Here is a 15,570-nt window from a genome sequence, read left to right as displayed (position 1 = left end):
CCGGCTCAGGCCGCCTGCGCCGCGATCTCGCGCAGTGCCTGCTCGAACGCCTCGGGCGGCTGGCCGCCGGAGATCAGCCATTTGTCCTCGATGATGATCGCGGGCACTGAGTTGATCCCGCGGCTCTGCCACAGCTGTTCGGCCGCGCGCACTTCATCGGCATAGCGGCCCGAGGACAGCACCTCGCGCGCCGCCGCACCGTCGAGCCCGGCCTTCTCGGCCGCGGCGACGAGCACATCGGCGTTCGACGGATCCTGCTGGTCGGTGAAATAGGCCGTGAACAGTGCATGCTTGAGCGCAGCCTGCTTGCCCTCGATCTCCGCCCAGTGGAGCAGCCGGTGGGCATCGAACGTGTTGTAGATGCGGCTATCGGCCGAGCTGTTCATCGCGAAGCCCAGGTCGGCGGCGCGGTCGCGGATCATCTGGCGGTTCGCGGCAGACTGCTCGGGCGTCGAGCCGTATTTCCGCGCGATATGCTCGCCGATATTCTCGCCTTCGGGCGCCATCTGCGGATTGAGCTCGAACGGCTGGAAATGGATATCCGCCGCGACCACGCCCTCGGTCCGCGCCAGCGCTTCCTCCAGCCCACGCAGCCCGATGATGCACCAGGGGCAGGAAACGTCGGAGACGAAATCGATCTTCAGCGGGCGCGGCATGGGCAAGTCCTTTTCGAGCTGTCGAACCGCAAATGGGGAGCGCGCGCCCGCTTGCCAACGCCCCCTTGTCGGCCTCAGCTAGCGTGTATCGCCTTGGTGATCATGTGACCCTCAACGCCCTCCGGCCCGTCCTCGGAGCCGAAGCCGCTTTCCTTCAGCCCGCCGAACGGCGCGTCGGGCCAGGAGGTGCGGACATTGTTGATCAGGACCATCCCTGCCTCGACCGAGTCGCCCAGCAGATTCTGGCGCCGGCCATTCTCGGTGAAGCAATAGGCGGCGAGGCCATAGGGCAGCCGGTTGGCCTGTTCGATTGCATCCTCCACCGTGCCGAAGCGGGCGAGCAGCGCGAGCGGGCCGAAAGGCTCGTCGTTCATCGCCGCCGCGTCGATCGGCACGTCGCCGAGCACCGTCGGCTGGAAGAAGAAGCCGTTGCCTTCGCCGCGCCCGCCGCCCGCGAGCAGCTTGGCACCCATACTGCGGGCGTCCTCGACCAGCGCCTCGATCGTGCCGGGGCGGCGCGGATTGGCGGTCGGGCCCATGTTGGTGCCGGCGTCACGCCCGTCACCGAGCTTGATGCGCCCCGTACGCTCGGCAAAGCCCGCGGCGAAGCGGTCGTAGATGCCGTCCTGGACATAGAAGCGCGTCGGCGAGACGCAGACCTGGCCGGCATTGCGGAACTTGTGCGCAACCAGCGTGTCGAGCGTCTTCTCGAGATCGCAATCGTCGAAAACCAGTACCGGCGAATGGCCGCCCAGTTCCATCGTCATCCGCATCACCGTGTCGGCGGCGAGCTTCATCAGATGCTTGCCGATCGGCACCGAGCCGGTGAAGCTCAGCTTCCGCGTGACCGGCGAGGCAAGCAAGGTGCGCGAGACGGTGTCGGGCACGCCGAACACGATCTGCGCGACATCGCCCGGCAGCCCCGCATCCTGGAAGCACTGCATCACCGCAATCGCGCTGGCCGGCGTCTCTTCGCTCGGCTTCAGGATCACCGAGCAGCCTGCGGCGAGCGCGGGCGAAATCTTGCGCACCGGATTGATCACCGGGAAATTCCAGGCGCAGAACGCCGCGACCGGGCCGACCGGCTGCTTGACCACCAGCGAACGCGTTCCCGGCACGCGCGGCAGCACCTTGCCATAGTTGCGCAGCGCCTCGCCGGCATGGAATTCGAGCAGGGCCGCCGAATAGAGCGCCTCGCCCCGTGCCTCGGCCAGCGGCTTGCCCTGTTCGAGCGTTGCGATCGCGGCCAGCGCATCAGCGCGCTCGCGCATCAGCGCGGCGGTGCGCATCAGCACGGCGGCGCGCGCCTCGGGCGGCGTCGCCCGCCACGCCGCGAAGCCGCGCTGCGCCGCTTCCAGCGCGTCATCGAGGTCCTGCCCGTTCGCCAGCGGCAGATCGCCGATCGTCTCTCCGGTGGCTGGATTGAGCACCGGCTGCGTGTCTCGCCCCGCCGCACCGCGCCATTCGCCGGCGATGAACAGTTTCAGATCGGGAAGCGCGCCAACGGTCATTGCAATGCCTTTCGCCACCACCGGTAAAGTCCGGTATCGCGCCCTCTCCCTTCACCAATCCGGTCGGCCACGCAACATGGCAAGAAGGCACCCGATCATTCGAGCCAGGCATAGTGCCGCAACGAGTCTTGACCGGACGGGCCGATCCGAGCAGAGGCGCAGAAAGCCGCAAGGGTCCGCGGCAGTCCCGATCGTGCCGGGTTAGCTCAGCTGGTAGAGCAGCGGTTTTGTAAACCGAAGGTCGCGGGTTCGATTCCTGCACTCGGCACCATTCACGCCATCAGGCGGTAGCCCACTCCCGGCTCGTTGCGGATCGCCGAGGGCATGGCGGGATCGTTCTCGATCTTGCGCCGGACGCCGCGCGCCGCCACCCGCAGATACTCCACGTCATGCTCATGCCCCGGCCCCCAGACGGTGCGCAGCAACTGGCTGTGCGTCACCACGCGGCCGGGATGCTTGGCCAGCTCCGCCAGGAAGCCGAACTCCTTCGGCGTCAGATGCACTTCCTCGCCCGCCTTGCGCACCAGCCGCGCCGCGAGATCGATCTCGATCGCGCCGATCCGCACCACCGGCGCCTCCGCCTCGGCCGAAAGCCGGTGGCGCAGCGCGGTGCGGATGCGGGCGAGCACTTCCTCGGTATCGAACGGCTTGGTGACATAATCGTCCGCGCCCAGGTCGAGCGCCGTCACCTTCTGGTCAGTCGCGTCGCGCGCCGAGACGATCAGCACCGATGCGCCCGCCGCCTTGAGCAGCGGCACCAGCTCGAGCCCGTCGCGATCGGGGAGGCCAAGGTCGAGCAGCACCGCCTCGGGCTTGTCGATCTGCATCGCGCTCAGTGCATCGCGCGCGGTGCCGGCCTCGACTACGCGGTAGCCCGCTCGCGTCAGGCCGGCGCTCAGCAGCCGGCGGATCGCGGGCTCGTCGTCCACCACCAATATCTTCGCCTGTTGGCTCATTCGCCGGCGCTTCCCTTGCGGAGCAGTGTTTCGGGAAAGCGGATCGTGAAGATCGCGCCCGCCGGGTCGCTGCGATTCGCCGCCGATACGCCGAGCCCCATCGCCTCGGCAAAGCCCTTCACGATCGCAAGGCCCAGCCCGGTGCCACCCTTGCGGTCCGATCCTTCGATCCGGGCAAAGGTCTCGAAGATCCGCGCCTCATCCCCAGGCGGCAGGCCCGGTCCCTCGTCCATCACGCTCAGCGTCATGCTGCCCGGCTGGCGCCGCGCGGCGATCGTGATGGGCGAGCCGGGGTCGCCATATTTCCCGGCATTCTCGATCAGGTTGATCAGGCAATGGTGGAAGAGCTGCGGGTCAAGCGAGACGAAGGGCAATTCGGGCGAGACGTCCAGCCGTACCGGGTGATCGTCCAGCACGCGGCGCAGGTCATGCACCGCACTCGCCACTGCCTCGGCCAGGTCGACTGGCTCGATCGACTGGTGGAGCGCCCCCGCCTCGATCCGCACCATGTCGAGCAGATTGGCGACGAAGCGGTTGAGCCGCTCGGCCTCGGCGCGTGCTGCGGAGAGCTGCTCGCCCTGCCCCGCGCTCGCCGGCTGCATCTCGCCGAGCATGCCCAGGATCGTGGTCAGCGGCGTGCGCAGGTCATGGCTCACCGACGAGAGCAACGCCGCGCGCAGCCGGTCGCGCTCCTTCAGCTGCGTCACCGTTGCCATCTCGCTCTCCAGCGCGATCCGCTCGAAGGCGAGCGCGGCCTGGTCGAGCAGGCTGAGCAGCAGCGGCAGCTGGTCCGAGCGCAGCGGATTGCCCGCGTCGCTCCGCGCGATCCCGAACACACCGAGCACGCGCCCGCCGGCGGCAAGCGGGTGGAACAGCCATTCAGAGGCCGTGAGCGTGTCAGATCCACGCCCCGCCGGGCTGTTATGGTCGAACGACCATTGCGCCGCCGCCTGCTCGATCATCTCGAGCCGGTCCTCGGGCGGATAGGCGGCGCGCAATACCAGCTGCCCGGGTTCGGGCAGCAGCAGCATCGTGCTGACGTCGAGCAGACGCGCCACTTCCGCGCACAGCGTCTGGCCCAGTTCCTCCTGCGTGCTCATGCCGGTGAGCAACCGCGCGAACCCGGCGAGCGTGGAATTCTGCGCGGCGCTGCGTTGCGCCAGCGCCGCCTGCGCCCGCACGCGCGCGGCCAGCTGGCTCGAGACCACCGCCACCCCCATCAGCACCAGCACGGTGATGATGTTCTGCGGGTCCTGGATCGTGAAAGTGTGGGTCGGCGGGATGAAGAAGAAATTATAGGCGAGCGACGAAATCAGCCCGGTCACCACGCCTGCGCGCACGCCGTAGCGCGTCGCCGCGAACATTACCGGCAGCAGATAGAGCAGCCCGATATTGGTGATGCTGCCGAACGAGAACAGGCTCGCCCCGAGCAGGGTCACCCCCGCGACCAGCGCAAGCGAGATCGCATAGACCCCCGGCGAACCCCATTCCCCCGCCGGCCGCCGCACCGGCCCGCTCGGCGCCGTCGCTTCGAGCATCGGCAGTACATGCACCGCGACGCCCGGCGTCTCGCGGACCAACCGATCGACCACCGACCCATGGCGCAGTTCGAACCAGCGCGAGCGCGCCGACTTGCCGACGATCAACTGCGTGGCCCGCGCCTCGGCGGTGAAGCGCTTGAGGCCGTCGAGCACCGATTCCGCCGGCACCGATGCGACCTGCGCGCCCAGCTGGCTGGCGAGATGCATCGACGCAGCAACCTGCGCACTCTCGGCATCGCCGAAGCGCGCGGTGCGCGGCGTCTCGATATGCACCGCGGTCCACGGCGCGCGCAGGCCATCGGCGATGCGCTTGGCGGCGCGGACAAGCTCGACCGATCCGGGCAGCTCGCTCACCGCAACCACCAGCCGCTCGCCCACGCCCCAAGTGCCGGCCAGCGCATGGGTGCGCAGATAGTCGAGCATCTGCGTGTCGACCGCCTGCGCCGCGCGGCGCAGCGCCAGTTCGCGCAAGGCGGTAAGGTTCGACTTGGAGAAGAAATGCCCAAGCGCCCGCGTCGCTTCCTCGGGCACATAGACCTTGCCCTCGCGCAACCGCTCGATCAGCTCGTCGGGCGGCAGGTCGACGATCTCGATATCCGCCGCCTCGAGCACGCGGTCCGGCACCGTCTCGCGCACTCGCACCTTGGTGAAGCTGGCAACGACATCGTTCAGGCTCTCGATGTGCTGGATGTTGACCGTCGAATAGACGTCGATCCCGGCGGCGAGCAGCTCCTCGATATCCTGGTAGCGCTTGTCGTGCCGACTACCCGGCGCGTTGGTGTGGGCGAGCTCGTCGACCAGCACGAGGCCTGGCGCACGGGCCAGGATCGCATCGAGATCCATCTCGGCGATCGTGCGGCCATGATAGTCCACCGGCCGGCGCGGCACGATCTCCAGCCCCTGGACCAGCGCCTCGGTCTCCGCCCGTCCATGCGTCTCGACCACGCCGATGATCACATCGGTGCCCGCCTTGCGCCGCGCCGCGGCCTCGGTGAGCATTTCATAGGTCTTGCCCACCCCCGGCGCGGCGCCGAGGAATACCTTCAGGCGGCCAAAGCCCTCCTGCGCGGCGGCGCGCAGAAGGGCATCGGGATCGGGTCTGTTGTCCGCGTCGCTCACCGCGTGGCTTGTGCGCCCTGCGCCACCTGCTTGTCGAGGTCGCGATTGAGCGCGAGCACGTTGACGCGCGGCTCGCCGAGGAAGCCGAGCAGCGGATGCGCGACATGCGCCTCGACGATCGCCCGCACCTTCTCTGCGTCCACCCCGCGCGCCTTGGCGACGCGGTCCACCTGGTAAAGAGCCGCCTCGGGACTGATGTCAGGGTCGAGCCCCGAGGCGGAGGTGGTCACCAGATCGGCGGGAACCGAATTTGCTGGTGCTGACTTCGTGGCGGCAATGTCCTTGGTCACGCGGTCGGACAGCGCCTGCGCTGCGGGACCGAGGTTCGATCCGGCCGAAGCGCTGGCGTCATAGCCATTGGCGCCGGCGGCCGAGGGGCGACCGTGGAAATAGCCCGCGCCGGCAAAGCCCTGGCCGATCAGCTCGGAGCCGCGGACCTGGCCCTTCTCGACGATCAGGCTGCCATTCGCCTGATGCGGGAAGGCAAGCTGGCCAATGCCGGTAAGCGCCGCCGGATAGGCGATGCCGAGCAACAGTGCGAACAGGACCGTCAGGACGATCGCCGGACGGAGCGCGGTGGTGAAGTCTTTCAACATCTATCTATTCCTCAGGCGAGGTGAAGGCCGGACACGACTAGGTCGATCAGCTTGATCCCGACGAACGGCGCCAACACCCCGCCCAGCCCGTAGATCGCCAGGTTGCGCGCGAGCAGCGGTCCCGCGCCGATCGGGCGGTATTTCACGCCCTTCAGCGCCAGCGGCACCAGGCACGGGATGATCAGCGCGTTGAAGATGATCGCCGACAGGATCGCGCTTTGCGGGCTCGCCAGCTGCATCACGTTGAGCACGCCGAGCGACGGGTAGAGCACGATGAACATCGCCGGGATGATCGCGAAATACTTGGCGATGTCGTTGGCCACCGAGAAGGTGGTCAGCGCGCCGCGCGTCATCAGCAGCTGCTTGCCCAAGCCGACGATCTCGATGAGCTTGGTCGGATCGCTGTCGAGATCGACCATGTTGCCCGCCTCGCGCGCCGCCTGGGTGCCGGTGTTCATCGCCACGCCCACGTCGGACTGGGCAAGCGCCGGCGCGTCGTTGGTGCCGTCGCCGCACATCGCGACCAGCCGCCCGCCCTGCTGCTCCTTGCGGATCAGCGCGAGCTTGTCCTCGGGCGTCGCCTCAGCGAGGAAATCGTCCACCCCGGCCTCGGCGGCGATAGCGGCGGCGGTGAGCGGATTGTCGCCGGTGATCATCACGGTACGGATGCCCATCCGGCGCAGCTCGCCGAACCGCTCGCGGACGCCTGCCTTCACCACGTCCTTGAGCGCGATCACCCCGAGCAGCCGGCCGTCCTCGGCCACCGCCAGCGGGGTCTGGCCCTGCCGCGCAATCTCCTCCGAGACCCGACGCAGATCGCCGGCGACAGCCGTCTCCCCCACCCCCGGATTGGCGCGCAGGATCGCATCGACAGCGCCCTTCTGGATGAGGTTGCCGCCCATCCGCACGCCCGAGATGCGGGTCTGCGCCGTGAACGGGATGATCTCCGCGCCCTCGGGCAGTATCTTGGTCGCCACCGCATATTTGCCCTGGGCAAGCGCGACGACCGAGCGGCCCTCGGGCGTCTCATCCGCCAGGCTGGCGAGCAAAGCAGCGCGCGCCAGTTCGTCGCTGGTCACCCCGCCCAGCGGCCGGAACTCGCTCGCCGCGCGGTCGCCGATCGTGATCGTGCCCGTCTTGTCGAGCAGCAGCACATCGATGTCGCCCGCAGCCTCCACCGCGCGGCCCGACTTGGCGAGCACGTTGAAGCGCACCAGCCGGTCCATCCCCGCAATGCCGATCGCCGAGAGCAGCGCAGCAATCGTCGTCGGGATCAGCGTGATCAGCAGCGCCGCGAGGATCGCCACGGGAATTTGCCCGCCCGCATAAGCGGCAAAGCCTGGGATCGTCGAAACCGCGATCAGGAAGATGATCGTCAGCCCGACGAGCAGGATCGTCAGCGCGATCTCGTTCGGCGTCTTCTGCCGCTCTGCGCCTTCGACCAGTGCGATCATGCGGTCGAGGAAACCCTGGCCCGGCTCCTGCGTAATGCGCACCTTGATCCGGTCCGAGATCACCCGCGTGCCGGCGGTCACCGCCGAACGGTCGCCGCCCGCCTCGCGGATCACCGGCGCGCTTTCGCCGGTGATCGCGGCTTCGTTGACCGAGGCGACGCCTTCGATCACTTCGCCATCGGCCGGGATCAGGTCGCCGGTCTCGACCAGTACCACATCGCCCTTTTTGAGCTGCGAGGCGGCTACGGTCCGTCCATCGGGCAGCCGTGCGGTGAGCTCGGACTTGGTGGCGCGGAGCGACGCGGCCTGGGCGCGCCCCCTGCCCTCAGCCAGTGCCTCGGCAAAGGTGCCGAACAACACGGTGAGCCACAGCCAGACGATGAGCTGGATCTGGAAGCCGATCGACAGGCTGGTCCCGCCGAGGAACAGCAGCACGGTGAGCAGGAGGGCGACCACCGCGGTGGTGAAGAGCACGGGGTTCTTCACCAGGGCGCGGGGGCTCAGTTTCTTGAACGCGTCGCCGATGGCCGGGCCGATCAGCGCGGGCGTGAACAGGGTTGCGGTCGTCATTTGAAGGGACCTCAGAAGAGCTGGCCGTGGATCATCGCGAGATGATCGGCGATGGGACCGAGCGCGAGGCTGGGGAGGAACGTCAGTCCGCCCAGCACCAGGATGATGCCGACGAGCAGGCCGATCCACAGCAGTCCGGTCGTCGGGAACGAGCCCGTGCTTTCCGGGTGGACCTGCTTCGCGGCCAGGCTGCCGGCGATGGCGAGCACAGGCACGATGATGAAGAAGCGCCCCACCCACATCGCGACGCCGAGCAGCCCGTTGTAGAAGGGCGTGCCCGCGGTGAGGCCGGCAAAGGCCGAGCCGTTGTTCGCAGTGGCAGAGGTGAAGGCGTAGAGGATCTCGGTGAAGCCGTGCGGCCCCTTGTTGAGCGGCCCCGCAAGCCCCGCCGGCAGCACCGAGGCGAGCGCCGTGCCGCCGAGGATCATCAGCGGCAGCACCGCGATCGCCAGCACCGCGAGCTTCACTTCGCGTCCCTCGATCTTCTTGCCGACATATTCGGGCGTACGCCCAACCATCAGTCCGGCGACGAATACCGCGAGGATGGCGAACAGCAGGAAGCCGTAAATGCCCGCACCGACGCCGCCGACCACGACTTCGCCGAGCTCCATGTTGAACAGCGGCACGAGTCCGCCGAGCGCCGTGAAGCTGTCATGCATCGCATTGACCGCGCCGCACGAGGCCGCGGTGGTCACGGTAGCGAAGAGCGCGCTGGCGGCGATGCCGAAGCGGACTTCCTTGCCCTCCATATTGCCGCCGGCCAGGCCGAGATGGTGGAGCACCGGGTTGCCCGCGGCTTCCTGCCAATAGGTCACGCCCGCACCGACCACGAACAGCGTCAGCATCGCGGCGAGGATCGCCCAGCCCTGGCGCCTATTCCCCACCGCCTTGCCGAACGTGTAGGTCAGCCCGACGCCGAGCATGAAGATCGACAGCATCTGGACGAAGTTGGTCAGCGCACTGGGGTTCTCGAACGGGTGCGCCGAGTTGGCGTTGAAGAAGCCGCCGCCATTGGTGCCGAGCATCTTGATCGCTTCCTGCGACGCCACCGGCCCCAGCGCGATCGATTGCTTGGCGCCTTCCAGCGTGGTCGCATCGACCAGCGCGGCGAAGGTCTGCGGCACGCCGCTGGCGATCAGATAGAGCGCGTACACTACGCAGATCGGCAGCAGCACGTAGAGCGTCACCCGAGTCATGTCGGCCCAGAAATTGCCGATCCCGCTCGCCTGTTTCCGCGCGAACCCGCGGAACAGCGCGAAGGCGATCGCGATGCCCGTCGCCGCCGACAGGAAGTTATGGATCGTCAGCCCCAGCATCTGGCTGAGGTTCGAAAGCGCCGCCTCGCCCGAATACCATTGCCAGTTGGTATTGGTGGTGAAGCTGATCGCCGTGTTCATCGCGCCATCGGGCGAGAGGCCGGCGAGCCCGCGCGGGTTCATCGGCAGCAGGTCCTGGAAGCGCAGCACCAGATAGGTGAACAACAGCGCCGCCAGCTGGAATGCCAGCATATGTAGCGCATAGCGGCGCCAGCCCTGCTCGGCATTCGGGTCGACCCCGGCCAGCTTGTAGAAGCCACGCTCCACGGGGCCCAGCACGACATGGAGCGGCGTGCGCCGCCCCTCATAAATGGCGAACAGCCACAGCCCCACCGGCTTGGCCAGCGCGACGAGGAGGGCCACGAAAACAACGATCAGCATCCAGCCTTGGACGGTCATGGCGCGTTCCGATCAGAAGCGCTCGGGCCGGACGAGCACGGCCACGAGGTAAAGGAGCAGGCCCAGCGCAGTGAGCCCGGCGAGAAGTAGCGGCAGCGGCATCGCGGTTCTCCTCAGGCCTGGTCGCACAGGCGGACACAGGCGAGAGTCAGCAGGAACAGTCCTGCGAGCACCCCCAGCCAGATCAGGTCGTTCATTGGATTTCCCCTATCGGTGGCGGGCATGCCGCTCGGGCAGCGCGCAAAGGCGGAACAGGCCCGGGCCCTCGGCGAGCAGAGCCCAGCCGAGTGCCCAGGCGGCAACGGAAAACATGGCCTCGCCGAATTCGGCGGGGGCGACGGGATGGGGGGACGGCCGGCTGGCCGAGAGGCTCAGTGTCCAGAGCGCAAGCGCGCAGGCGGCAAGCAGCAGCACGCCGCCGAGCCGGAACCCGAGCTCAATTCTCCAGCCGCATCCGCCCGTCTCGAGGCGGCGCAGTAACGCCGGCATTGCGAAAACTCCTCACATCGTCACGGCGGCGATGTGGGGCGGGCCGGCATTAAGGTTCCACGGGGAAGTTCGGGCCGGGCATAAAGAAGGCGTAAAGTCGCCTGGCCGCCGGACACAAAACGACCGGCGCACGGAGGCGTGGCGCCGGCCAGGAAAGGGAATGATTTGGGCTCAAGGTTGGAGCGGCGCGCCTTGCGGGCGCCGCCCCGTCCCCTCCCCCCGAAGGTCTAGAAGTTCATGCGCAGCCCGGCGGTCACGATCCGGCCGGTGCTGGCATAGGTCTGGCTCACCGGGTTCGCCGCATACATGGTGCGGTACTGCGGTGCGTTGGTCATGTTGCGACCCTCGAGCGAGAGCTTGGCGAACTTGGTGAGCGCGTAGGACATCGCGAAATCGATGTTCAGCTGCTCCTCGTTATAGCCGAAGTCCGCGAACACCGGCGAGTTGCACGGGCCGCCCGCCACGGTGGTGGTGCCCACCGAGCAGGTGCCGCTCGCCAGCGGGAAGCGGTTCACATAGCGCGCGCGCCACGAACCCGAGACACGCGCCGAGAACTTGCTGTCCTCGTAATAGAGCGTCGCGTTGAACGCATCCGGCGAAGTGTTGAGGAACGGCCCCTCGGCATAGGTGTTCGCCGCCGTGCCCGAGACCGAGGTGGTGGTGTTGAGCACCGTGCCCGTCAGATAGCTCAGGTTCGAGTCGATGTGCGTGTAGTTCGCGATCACGCCGAAATGCTTGAGGAAGCCCGGCAGGAAGAAGAAGTCGCTCTGCAGATTGACTTCGACGCCCTTGATCGTGCCGCCCGGTGCGTCCTGGAACTGGCGGATCGCCCAGGTCCCGCCCGCCTGGGTATAGGCGTTGAGGCCGGCGTTGGTGATGAAGCCCAGCACCTGCTGGTACACCGCCGGCTCGAACACGGCCGAGAGCGGCGCCTCGAGTGCGACCTGCTGCGGGAAGCTGTCGATGTTCTTCTTGAACAGGTTCACTGCGATCAGGCCGTTATGCGTGAAATACTTCTCGATGCTCAGGTCGAGATTGGTCGCGCGGAACGGGTTGAGATAGGGGTTGCCCACGGTCAGCGACGGTGCCGCGCCGCTGGTGGCGAGGCTCGAGCTGAACGCAGTGGTGCCCGGGGTCAGGCTGGCCAGCTGCGGACGCGACATCACCTTCGAAGCGGCGAAGCGGATGAGCAGGTTGTCCTGCACTTCCCAGTTCGCGTTCATCGAGGGCAGCCAGTCCCAATATTCGTTCTTGGCGGTCACTGCGAGGCCGGCGACGCCATCGGCACCGCCGACATTGCCCGAACCGAACACGCGGGTGTTGGCGACGCGCAGACCGGCATTGCCGCGCAGCGGGCGGCCGAGCAGGTTGACGTTATAATCGACCTGGAAATAGCCCGACACGTCCTGCTCGGTGACGCCACCCTTCTGGCGGCCGTCGACCGAGGCACGGAAGTCGCCCCATTTGTTCACGCAGTTACAGTTGATGCCGAACTGGTTGATGAACTTCTGGGTATCCGGCGCATAATAGCTGGTCGGCGTGCCCGACGACACGTTCAGGCCCTGTCCGAAGCTGATCGTGCGGCCGAGATCGGTGATGTTGAGGTGCGATTCCGCCAGCGTCGGGTTGATCGCCTCGATCGACTGGGTGCGACGGCCCTGGTCGCCGACATAGTCGAACTGCTTGGCGGTGCCGCCGAACTTGATCGACATCTCGGGCAGCGCGTCGAAGGTGAAGTTGACGCGCGCCACCTTGAACTCATTGTCCACGGTGTTGGTGAAGTAGCGGATCGTCGACAGGCCCTTCACCAGCGTCCAGCTGCTCGGGTTCGCGACGTCGAAGCCCGGGCTGAACACCGGCATCTTGTCGCCGCCGCGGTCGTCGAAGACATAATTGTCCTGATCGATCGCGTTGAATTCGGTGAGCGTGCCGTAGGAACGGAACTCGGACTTGGACCAGCCGCCGGTGGCGTCGGCATAGAAGTTCGGTGCGAACTCCTGGTGCACGTTCAGCGTCACCTGCTTGAAGTCGGTCCGGCCGAACTGCGTGTCCGAGAAGCTGCGCCAGTCGACATCGTCGAGCACCATGTAATCGGCCTGGCCGGCGCTGTTGACGTGCGCGGCGCGGATCTTGGTGTTCGGACGGCCGAGCAGCTCGTTGTAATAGCCGGTCTGGGTCCCGCTCGCGACATAGCCGGGCGAGGCCGGATTGTTGTAATAGTCATACGGGTTGAGGTTGTTCGGGTTGAGGCTGTTGAAATAGCCCGTCAGCGGCGTCTGGCCGACGCCGTTGCCCGCTGCATCGCCATTACAGTCGATCGTCGCGCTCGGCACGCAGTTCGGATAGAGCGCCACGCGATCCGCATAGCCATTCGCGGTGCCGATCGCGCGCAGGCCGGCGGTGCCGACGCCGAGAACACGCGCGTTGGTGCCGTTGCGGTTCAGGCCGATCGGCGTGATGCCGGTGCTGTCGCTGTTCTGGTCGTAGCGCGAGAAGACGCCGTCGAGCGTGATCTCGGTGCCCGCGCTCGGCTTCCACTGCATCGTCGCGGTGGCGCCGATCCGCTCATAGTCGAGATACTGGCGGCCGATCGAGGGCAGGCCCGGGATGATCGTGGTCGGGGTGATCACTGCATAGGCGGCGGGATCCGAACCGAAGGTCGCGCCGGTGCCCTGGTTGTTCGGGCGGGCAAAGCCGTAGACCGCCGGCGTCACGCCCGCGATCGCCGAGTTGCGATACGTATATTCGAACACGCCGATGTTGCGGCGGTACGAGTCGATCTGCTGCTCCTGCTTCTGGTACGCGCCCGAGACCAGGATGCCGAAATTATCGGTGACATGGACCGAGGCCAGGCCGGTGAAGCGCGGGTTCCAGCTCTTGCCGTTCTCGCGATACTCGGCCTCGGCGCCCACGGCGAAGCGGTTCTTCTTGTAGCTGAGCGGGCGGCCGGTGGTCAGGTCGATGATCGCGCCGAGCGAGCCTTCGTCATTCTCCGCCGCAGTGGACTTGGTCACCTTGATCCCGCCGAACAGCTCGGAGGCGAAGGTGTTGAAATCGAAGCCGCGCGAGCGGTTCGCGCCGGCGTCGGACTGGTTGCCGCCCGCGATGTTCTGTGCGTCGGCGCCGTTCAGGCGCACCGACTGGAAGTCGCCGCCCAGGCCGCGCACGGTGATCGTGCGGCCCTCGCCATTGTCACGGTCGATCGAGACGCCCGGCAGGCGCTGGATCGATTCCGCCAGATTGGCGTCCGGGAAGTCGGCAATGTCCTCGGCGGTGATCGCATCGACGATCTGATTCGAGTTCTTCTTAATGTTGACCGAGTTGGCCAGCGAGGCGCGGAAACCGGTGACAACGATGGTCTCGCCCTGGGCCTGGGCCTGCTCCGGGGTCTGCGGTGCTTCCTGCGGCACGTCCTGCGCGGAGGCGGCAACGGCAGTCGTGGTCTCGGCAGCGGCTCCGGCCGTCTGGGCCCAGGCCGGTGCGGCCATCACCAGCGCAATGCCGAGCGCGCCGAGCGCCGTCGTGCCGCGGAGCGCCGAACGGCGCACAGCCAGGTTGTCAGCGGTAGAAAGCATCGATTCCTCCCCAAAGTCTTCTCATCGACAAGCACTGGTCGATGCGCCCATTGGAGCCCGGAATTAGGGTGCGACACAGCAACGCGGAGGACGACCGAAGTCGCTCCGCAAAATACAGCTATGTCGCGACTTGCCCCCTCCTACGCCCCGTATGCGAATCTACATGTTCGCTTGAGCGCAAGCGTCTCAGCCACGCTTGTTCACCCTCTTGATCACGCGGGAAGCCCCCGATGTCAACCGGTGTCATTGAACAAAATGTTACAATTCGGGCATTGCGCTATTTCAGCAACATCGGGGAAATGCCGCTGTGCGGCACCCCAAAAATACGCCTTATCCGTCGCGCGGCGGGGCGACCGAGGCGCGGTGGATCAGCGTGGAGGGAAACAGCGACGGCTCCTCCACGGCATTGTCGTCGCCCCCGAAATATTCGGCGAGCAGCTTGAGCGCCGCCGAGCGGGCCATCGAGATGATCGGCCAGTGCACCGTCGTCATCGGCGGCCAGATATGCGAGGCGATCGCGGTGTCGTCGAAGCCGATGATCGACAGATCCTCGGGCACGCTCATCCCGCGGCGGCGCGCGGCGTGGAGTGTCGCGGCCGCCATCTCGTCGTTCGACGCGAAGATCGCAGTGGGACGCGGCGACAGGTCGAGCAGCCGGTCGGCCGCGGCCAGGCCAGTCTCGAAGGTGTAGTTGCCGTCGGCGATCAGGCTGCGCGGCAGCTTGATCCCGGCCTGTTCGAGCGCATTCTCGAAGCCCTTGCGGCGCTCACGCGCCGAGCGGAAGCCATGCGGGCCGGCGATCAGGCCGATGCGGCGATGGCCCAGCGCGATCAGATGGTTCACCGCCTCGGTCACCACCTCGCTGTCGTTCGACGCGACCATGTGCTCGGAGGAGTCCAGTGTCGCCGAGCCCATGCGGACATAGCGGATGCCCAGCTCGCGGCAGAGCTCGGCCACCATCTCGTTCTCCGAGACCGGCGGCAGGAACATCACGCCGTAGAGGCGCTGGCGCTCGAGGAAGTTGCGCACATCCTCGAGCATCGTCGAGCTGCCGCGGTCGATCGGGCGGACGATCAGCTCGAACTCGGTTTCGCGCATCGCCTCGAGCATGCCGGCCTGCACGTTCATCACCATCTGGGCGTTGGGATTGTCGTGGATCAGCCCGATCAGGAAGTTGCGGCGCAGCGCCAGCGCGCGCGCCTGGACGTTGGGGACATAGCCTAGGTCCGCGATCACCTTCTCCACCTTGGCGCGGGTATCCCCGTTGAGCAGCGGCGATCGGTTGATCACGCGGCTGACGGTCTTCTTCGACACGCCAGCGATGCGGGCCACGTCGTTGATCGTGGGCTTTCCGGTTCTCTCCATATTCGTGAACATAATGACCCACG

The 15,570-nt window shown here is 67.0% G+C and carries 11 protein-coding genes and 1 tRNA gene; 1 reads left to right on the top strand and 11 read right to left on the bottom strand.

Annotation, left to right across the window (positions count from 1 at the left end; genetic code table 11):
• Positions 1–5: 5 nt before the first annotated feature.
• Both HZY97_RS01000 and HZY97_RS00995 read right to left on the bottom strand, forming a co-directional pair.
• Positions 6–656, bottom strand: coding sequence for a DsbA family oxidoreductase (locus HZY97_RS01000; protein ID WP_180139580.1), 651 nt, complete (start codon positions 654–656; stop codon positions 6–8).
• Positions 657–730: 74 nt separating this feature from the next.
• Positions 731–2,167, bottom strand: a complete 1,437-nt coding sequence (locus HZY97_RS00995) for an NAD-dependent succinate-semialdehyde dehydrogenase (protein WP_180139577.1) — start codon at positions 2,165–2,167, stop codon at positions 731–733.
• A gap of 195 nt (positions 2,168–2,362) precedes the next feature.
• Between HZY97_RS00995 and HZY97_RS00990 the strand changes: the two genes are divergently transcribed.
• Positions 2,363–2,438, top strand: a tRNA-Thr gene (locus tag HZY97_RS00990).
• Between the two features lies 1 nt (position 2,439).
• Here the strand turns inward: HZY97_RS00990 and HZY97_RS00985 are convergent.
• From HZY97_RS00985 to HZY97_RS00945, 9 genes are all read right to left on the bottom strand, one after another.
• Positions 2,440–3,123, bottom strand: a complete 684-nt coding sequence (locus tag HZY97_RS00985; RefSeq protein ID WP_180139574.1) for a response regulator — start codon at positions 3,121–3,123, stop codon at positions 2,440–2,442.
• Positions 3,120–5,783 (bottom strand): sensor histidine kinase KdpD, encoded by a 2,664-nt coding sequence (locus HZY97_RS00980; RefSeq protein ID WP_180139571.1) that lies wholly within the window; start codon positions 5,781–5,783, stop codon positions 3,120–3,122. Before HZY97_RS00980 ends, HZY97_RS00985 begins: the two co-directional genes overlap by 4 nt.
• Positions 5,780–6,379 (bottom strand): potassium-transporting ATPase subunit KdpC, encoded by a 600-nt coding sequence (gene kdpC / locus HZY97_RS00975; protein ID WP_180139567.1) that lies wholly within the window; start codon positions 6,377–6,379, stop codon positions 5,780–5,782. Before kdpC ends, HZY97_RS00980 begins: the two co-directional genes overlap by 4 nt.
• 11 nt (positions 6,380–6,390) lie before the next feature.
• Positions 6,391–8,403 (bottom strand): potassium-transporting ATPase subunit KdpB, encoded by a 2,013-nt coding sequence (gene kdpB, locus HZY97_RS00970; protein WP_180139564.1) that lies wholly within the window; start codon positions 8,401–8,403, stop codon positions 6,391–6,393.
• An 11-nt stretch (positions 8,404–8,414) separates the two neighbouring features.
• On the bottom strand, positions 8,415–10,118 hold the full coding sequence (gene kdpA, locus HZY97_RS00965; RefSeq protein ID WP_180139561.1) for a potassium-transporting ATPase subunit KdpA: 1,704 nt from the start codon (positions 10,116–10,118) through the stop codon (positions 8,415–8,417).
• A gap of 12 nt (positions 10,119–10,130) precedes the next feature.
• The gene (locus HZY97_RS00960; protein WP_116840353.1) at positions 10,131–10,220 is read right to left on the bottom strand and encodes a potassium-transporting ATPase subunit F; all 90 of its coding nucleotides are present in this window, start codon (positions 10,218–10,220) and stop codon (positions 10,131–10,133) included.
• A 105-nt stretch (positions 10,221–10,325) separates the two neighbouring features.
• Positions 10,326–10,607, bottom strand: coding sequence for a hypothetical protein (locus HZY97_RS00955; RefSeq protein WP_180139558.1), 282 nt, complete (start codon positions 10,605–10,607; stop codon positions 10,326–10,328).
• Between the two features lie 227 nt (positions 10,608–10,834).
• Positions 10,835–14,182, bottom strand: a complete 3,348-nt coding sequence (locus HZY97_RS00950) for a TonB-dependent receptor domain-containing protein (protein WP_180139554.1) — start codon at positions 14,180–14,182, stop codon at positions 10,835–10,837.
• Positions 14,183–14,512: 330 nt separating this feature from the next.
• Positions 14,513–15,547: a LacI family DNA-binding transcriptional regulator gene (locus HZY97_RS00945; protein ID WP_180139550.1), complete on the bottom strand. Its 1,035-nt coding sequence runs from the start codon at positions 15,545–15,547 to the stop codon at positions 14,513–14,515.
• Positions 15,548–15,570 lie beyond the last annotated feature (23 nt).

The organism is Sphingomonas sp. R-74633, from assembly GCF_013416555.1.
Taxonomy (GTDB): Bacteria; Pseudomonadota; Alphaproteobacteria; order Sphingomonadales; family Sphingomonadaceae; genus Sphingomonas.
This window is presented reverse-complemented; position numbering and strand designations above follow the sequence as displayed.

Excerpts from the sequence above, each read along its gene's own strand:
- kdpC (WP_180139567.1), bottom strand. The coding sequence starts at position 6,379 with ATGTTGAAAGACTTCACCACCGCGCTCCGTCCGGCGATCGTCCTGACG.
- HZY97_RS00960 (WP_116840353.1), bottom strand. The coding sequence starts at position 10,220 with ATGCCGCTGCCGCTACTTCTCGCCGGGCTCACTGCGCTGGGCCTGCTC.
- HZY97_RS00955 (WP_180139558.1), bottom strand. The coding sequence starts at position 10,607 with ATGCCGGCGTTACTGCGCCGCCTCGAGACGGGCGGATGCGGCTGGAGA.
- HZY97_RS00995 (WP_180139577.1), bottom strand. The coding sequence starts at position 2,167 with ATGACCGTTGGCGCGCTTCCCGATCTGAAACTGTTCATCGCCGGCGAA.
- HZY97_RS00950 (WP_180139554.1), bottom strand. The coding sequence starts at position 14,182 with ATGCTTTCTACCGCTGACAACCTGGCTGTGCGCCGTTCGGCGCTCCGC.
- HZY97_RS00985 (WP_180139574.1), bottom strand. The coding sequence starts at position 3,123 with ATGAGCCAACAGGCGAAGATATTGGTGGTGGACGACGAGCCCGCGATC.
- HZY97_RS00945 (WP_180139550.1), bottom strand. The coding sequence starts at position 15,547 with ATGGAGAGAACCGGAAAGCCCACGATCAACGACGTGGCCCGCATCGCT.
- kdpA (WP_180139561.1), bottom strand. The coding sequence starts at position 10,118 with ATGACCGTCCAAGGCTGGATGCTGATCGTTGTTTTCGTGGCCCTCCTC.
- kdpB (WP_180139564.1), bottom strand. The coding sequence starts at position 8,403 with ATGACGACCGCAACCCTGTTCACGCCCGCGCTGATCGGCCCGGCCATC.
- HZY97_RS01000 (WP_180139580.1), bottom strand. The coding sequence starts at position 656 with ATGCCGCGCCCGCTGAAGATCGATTTCGTCTCCGACGTTTCCTGCCCC.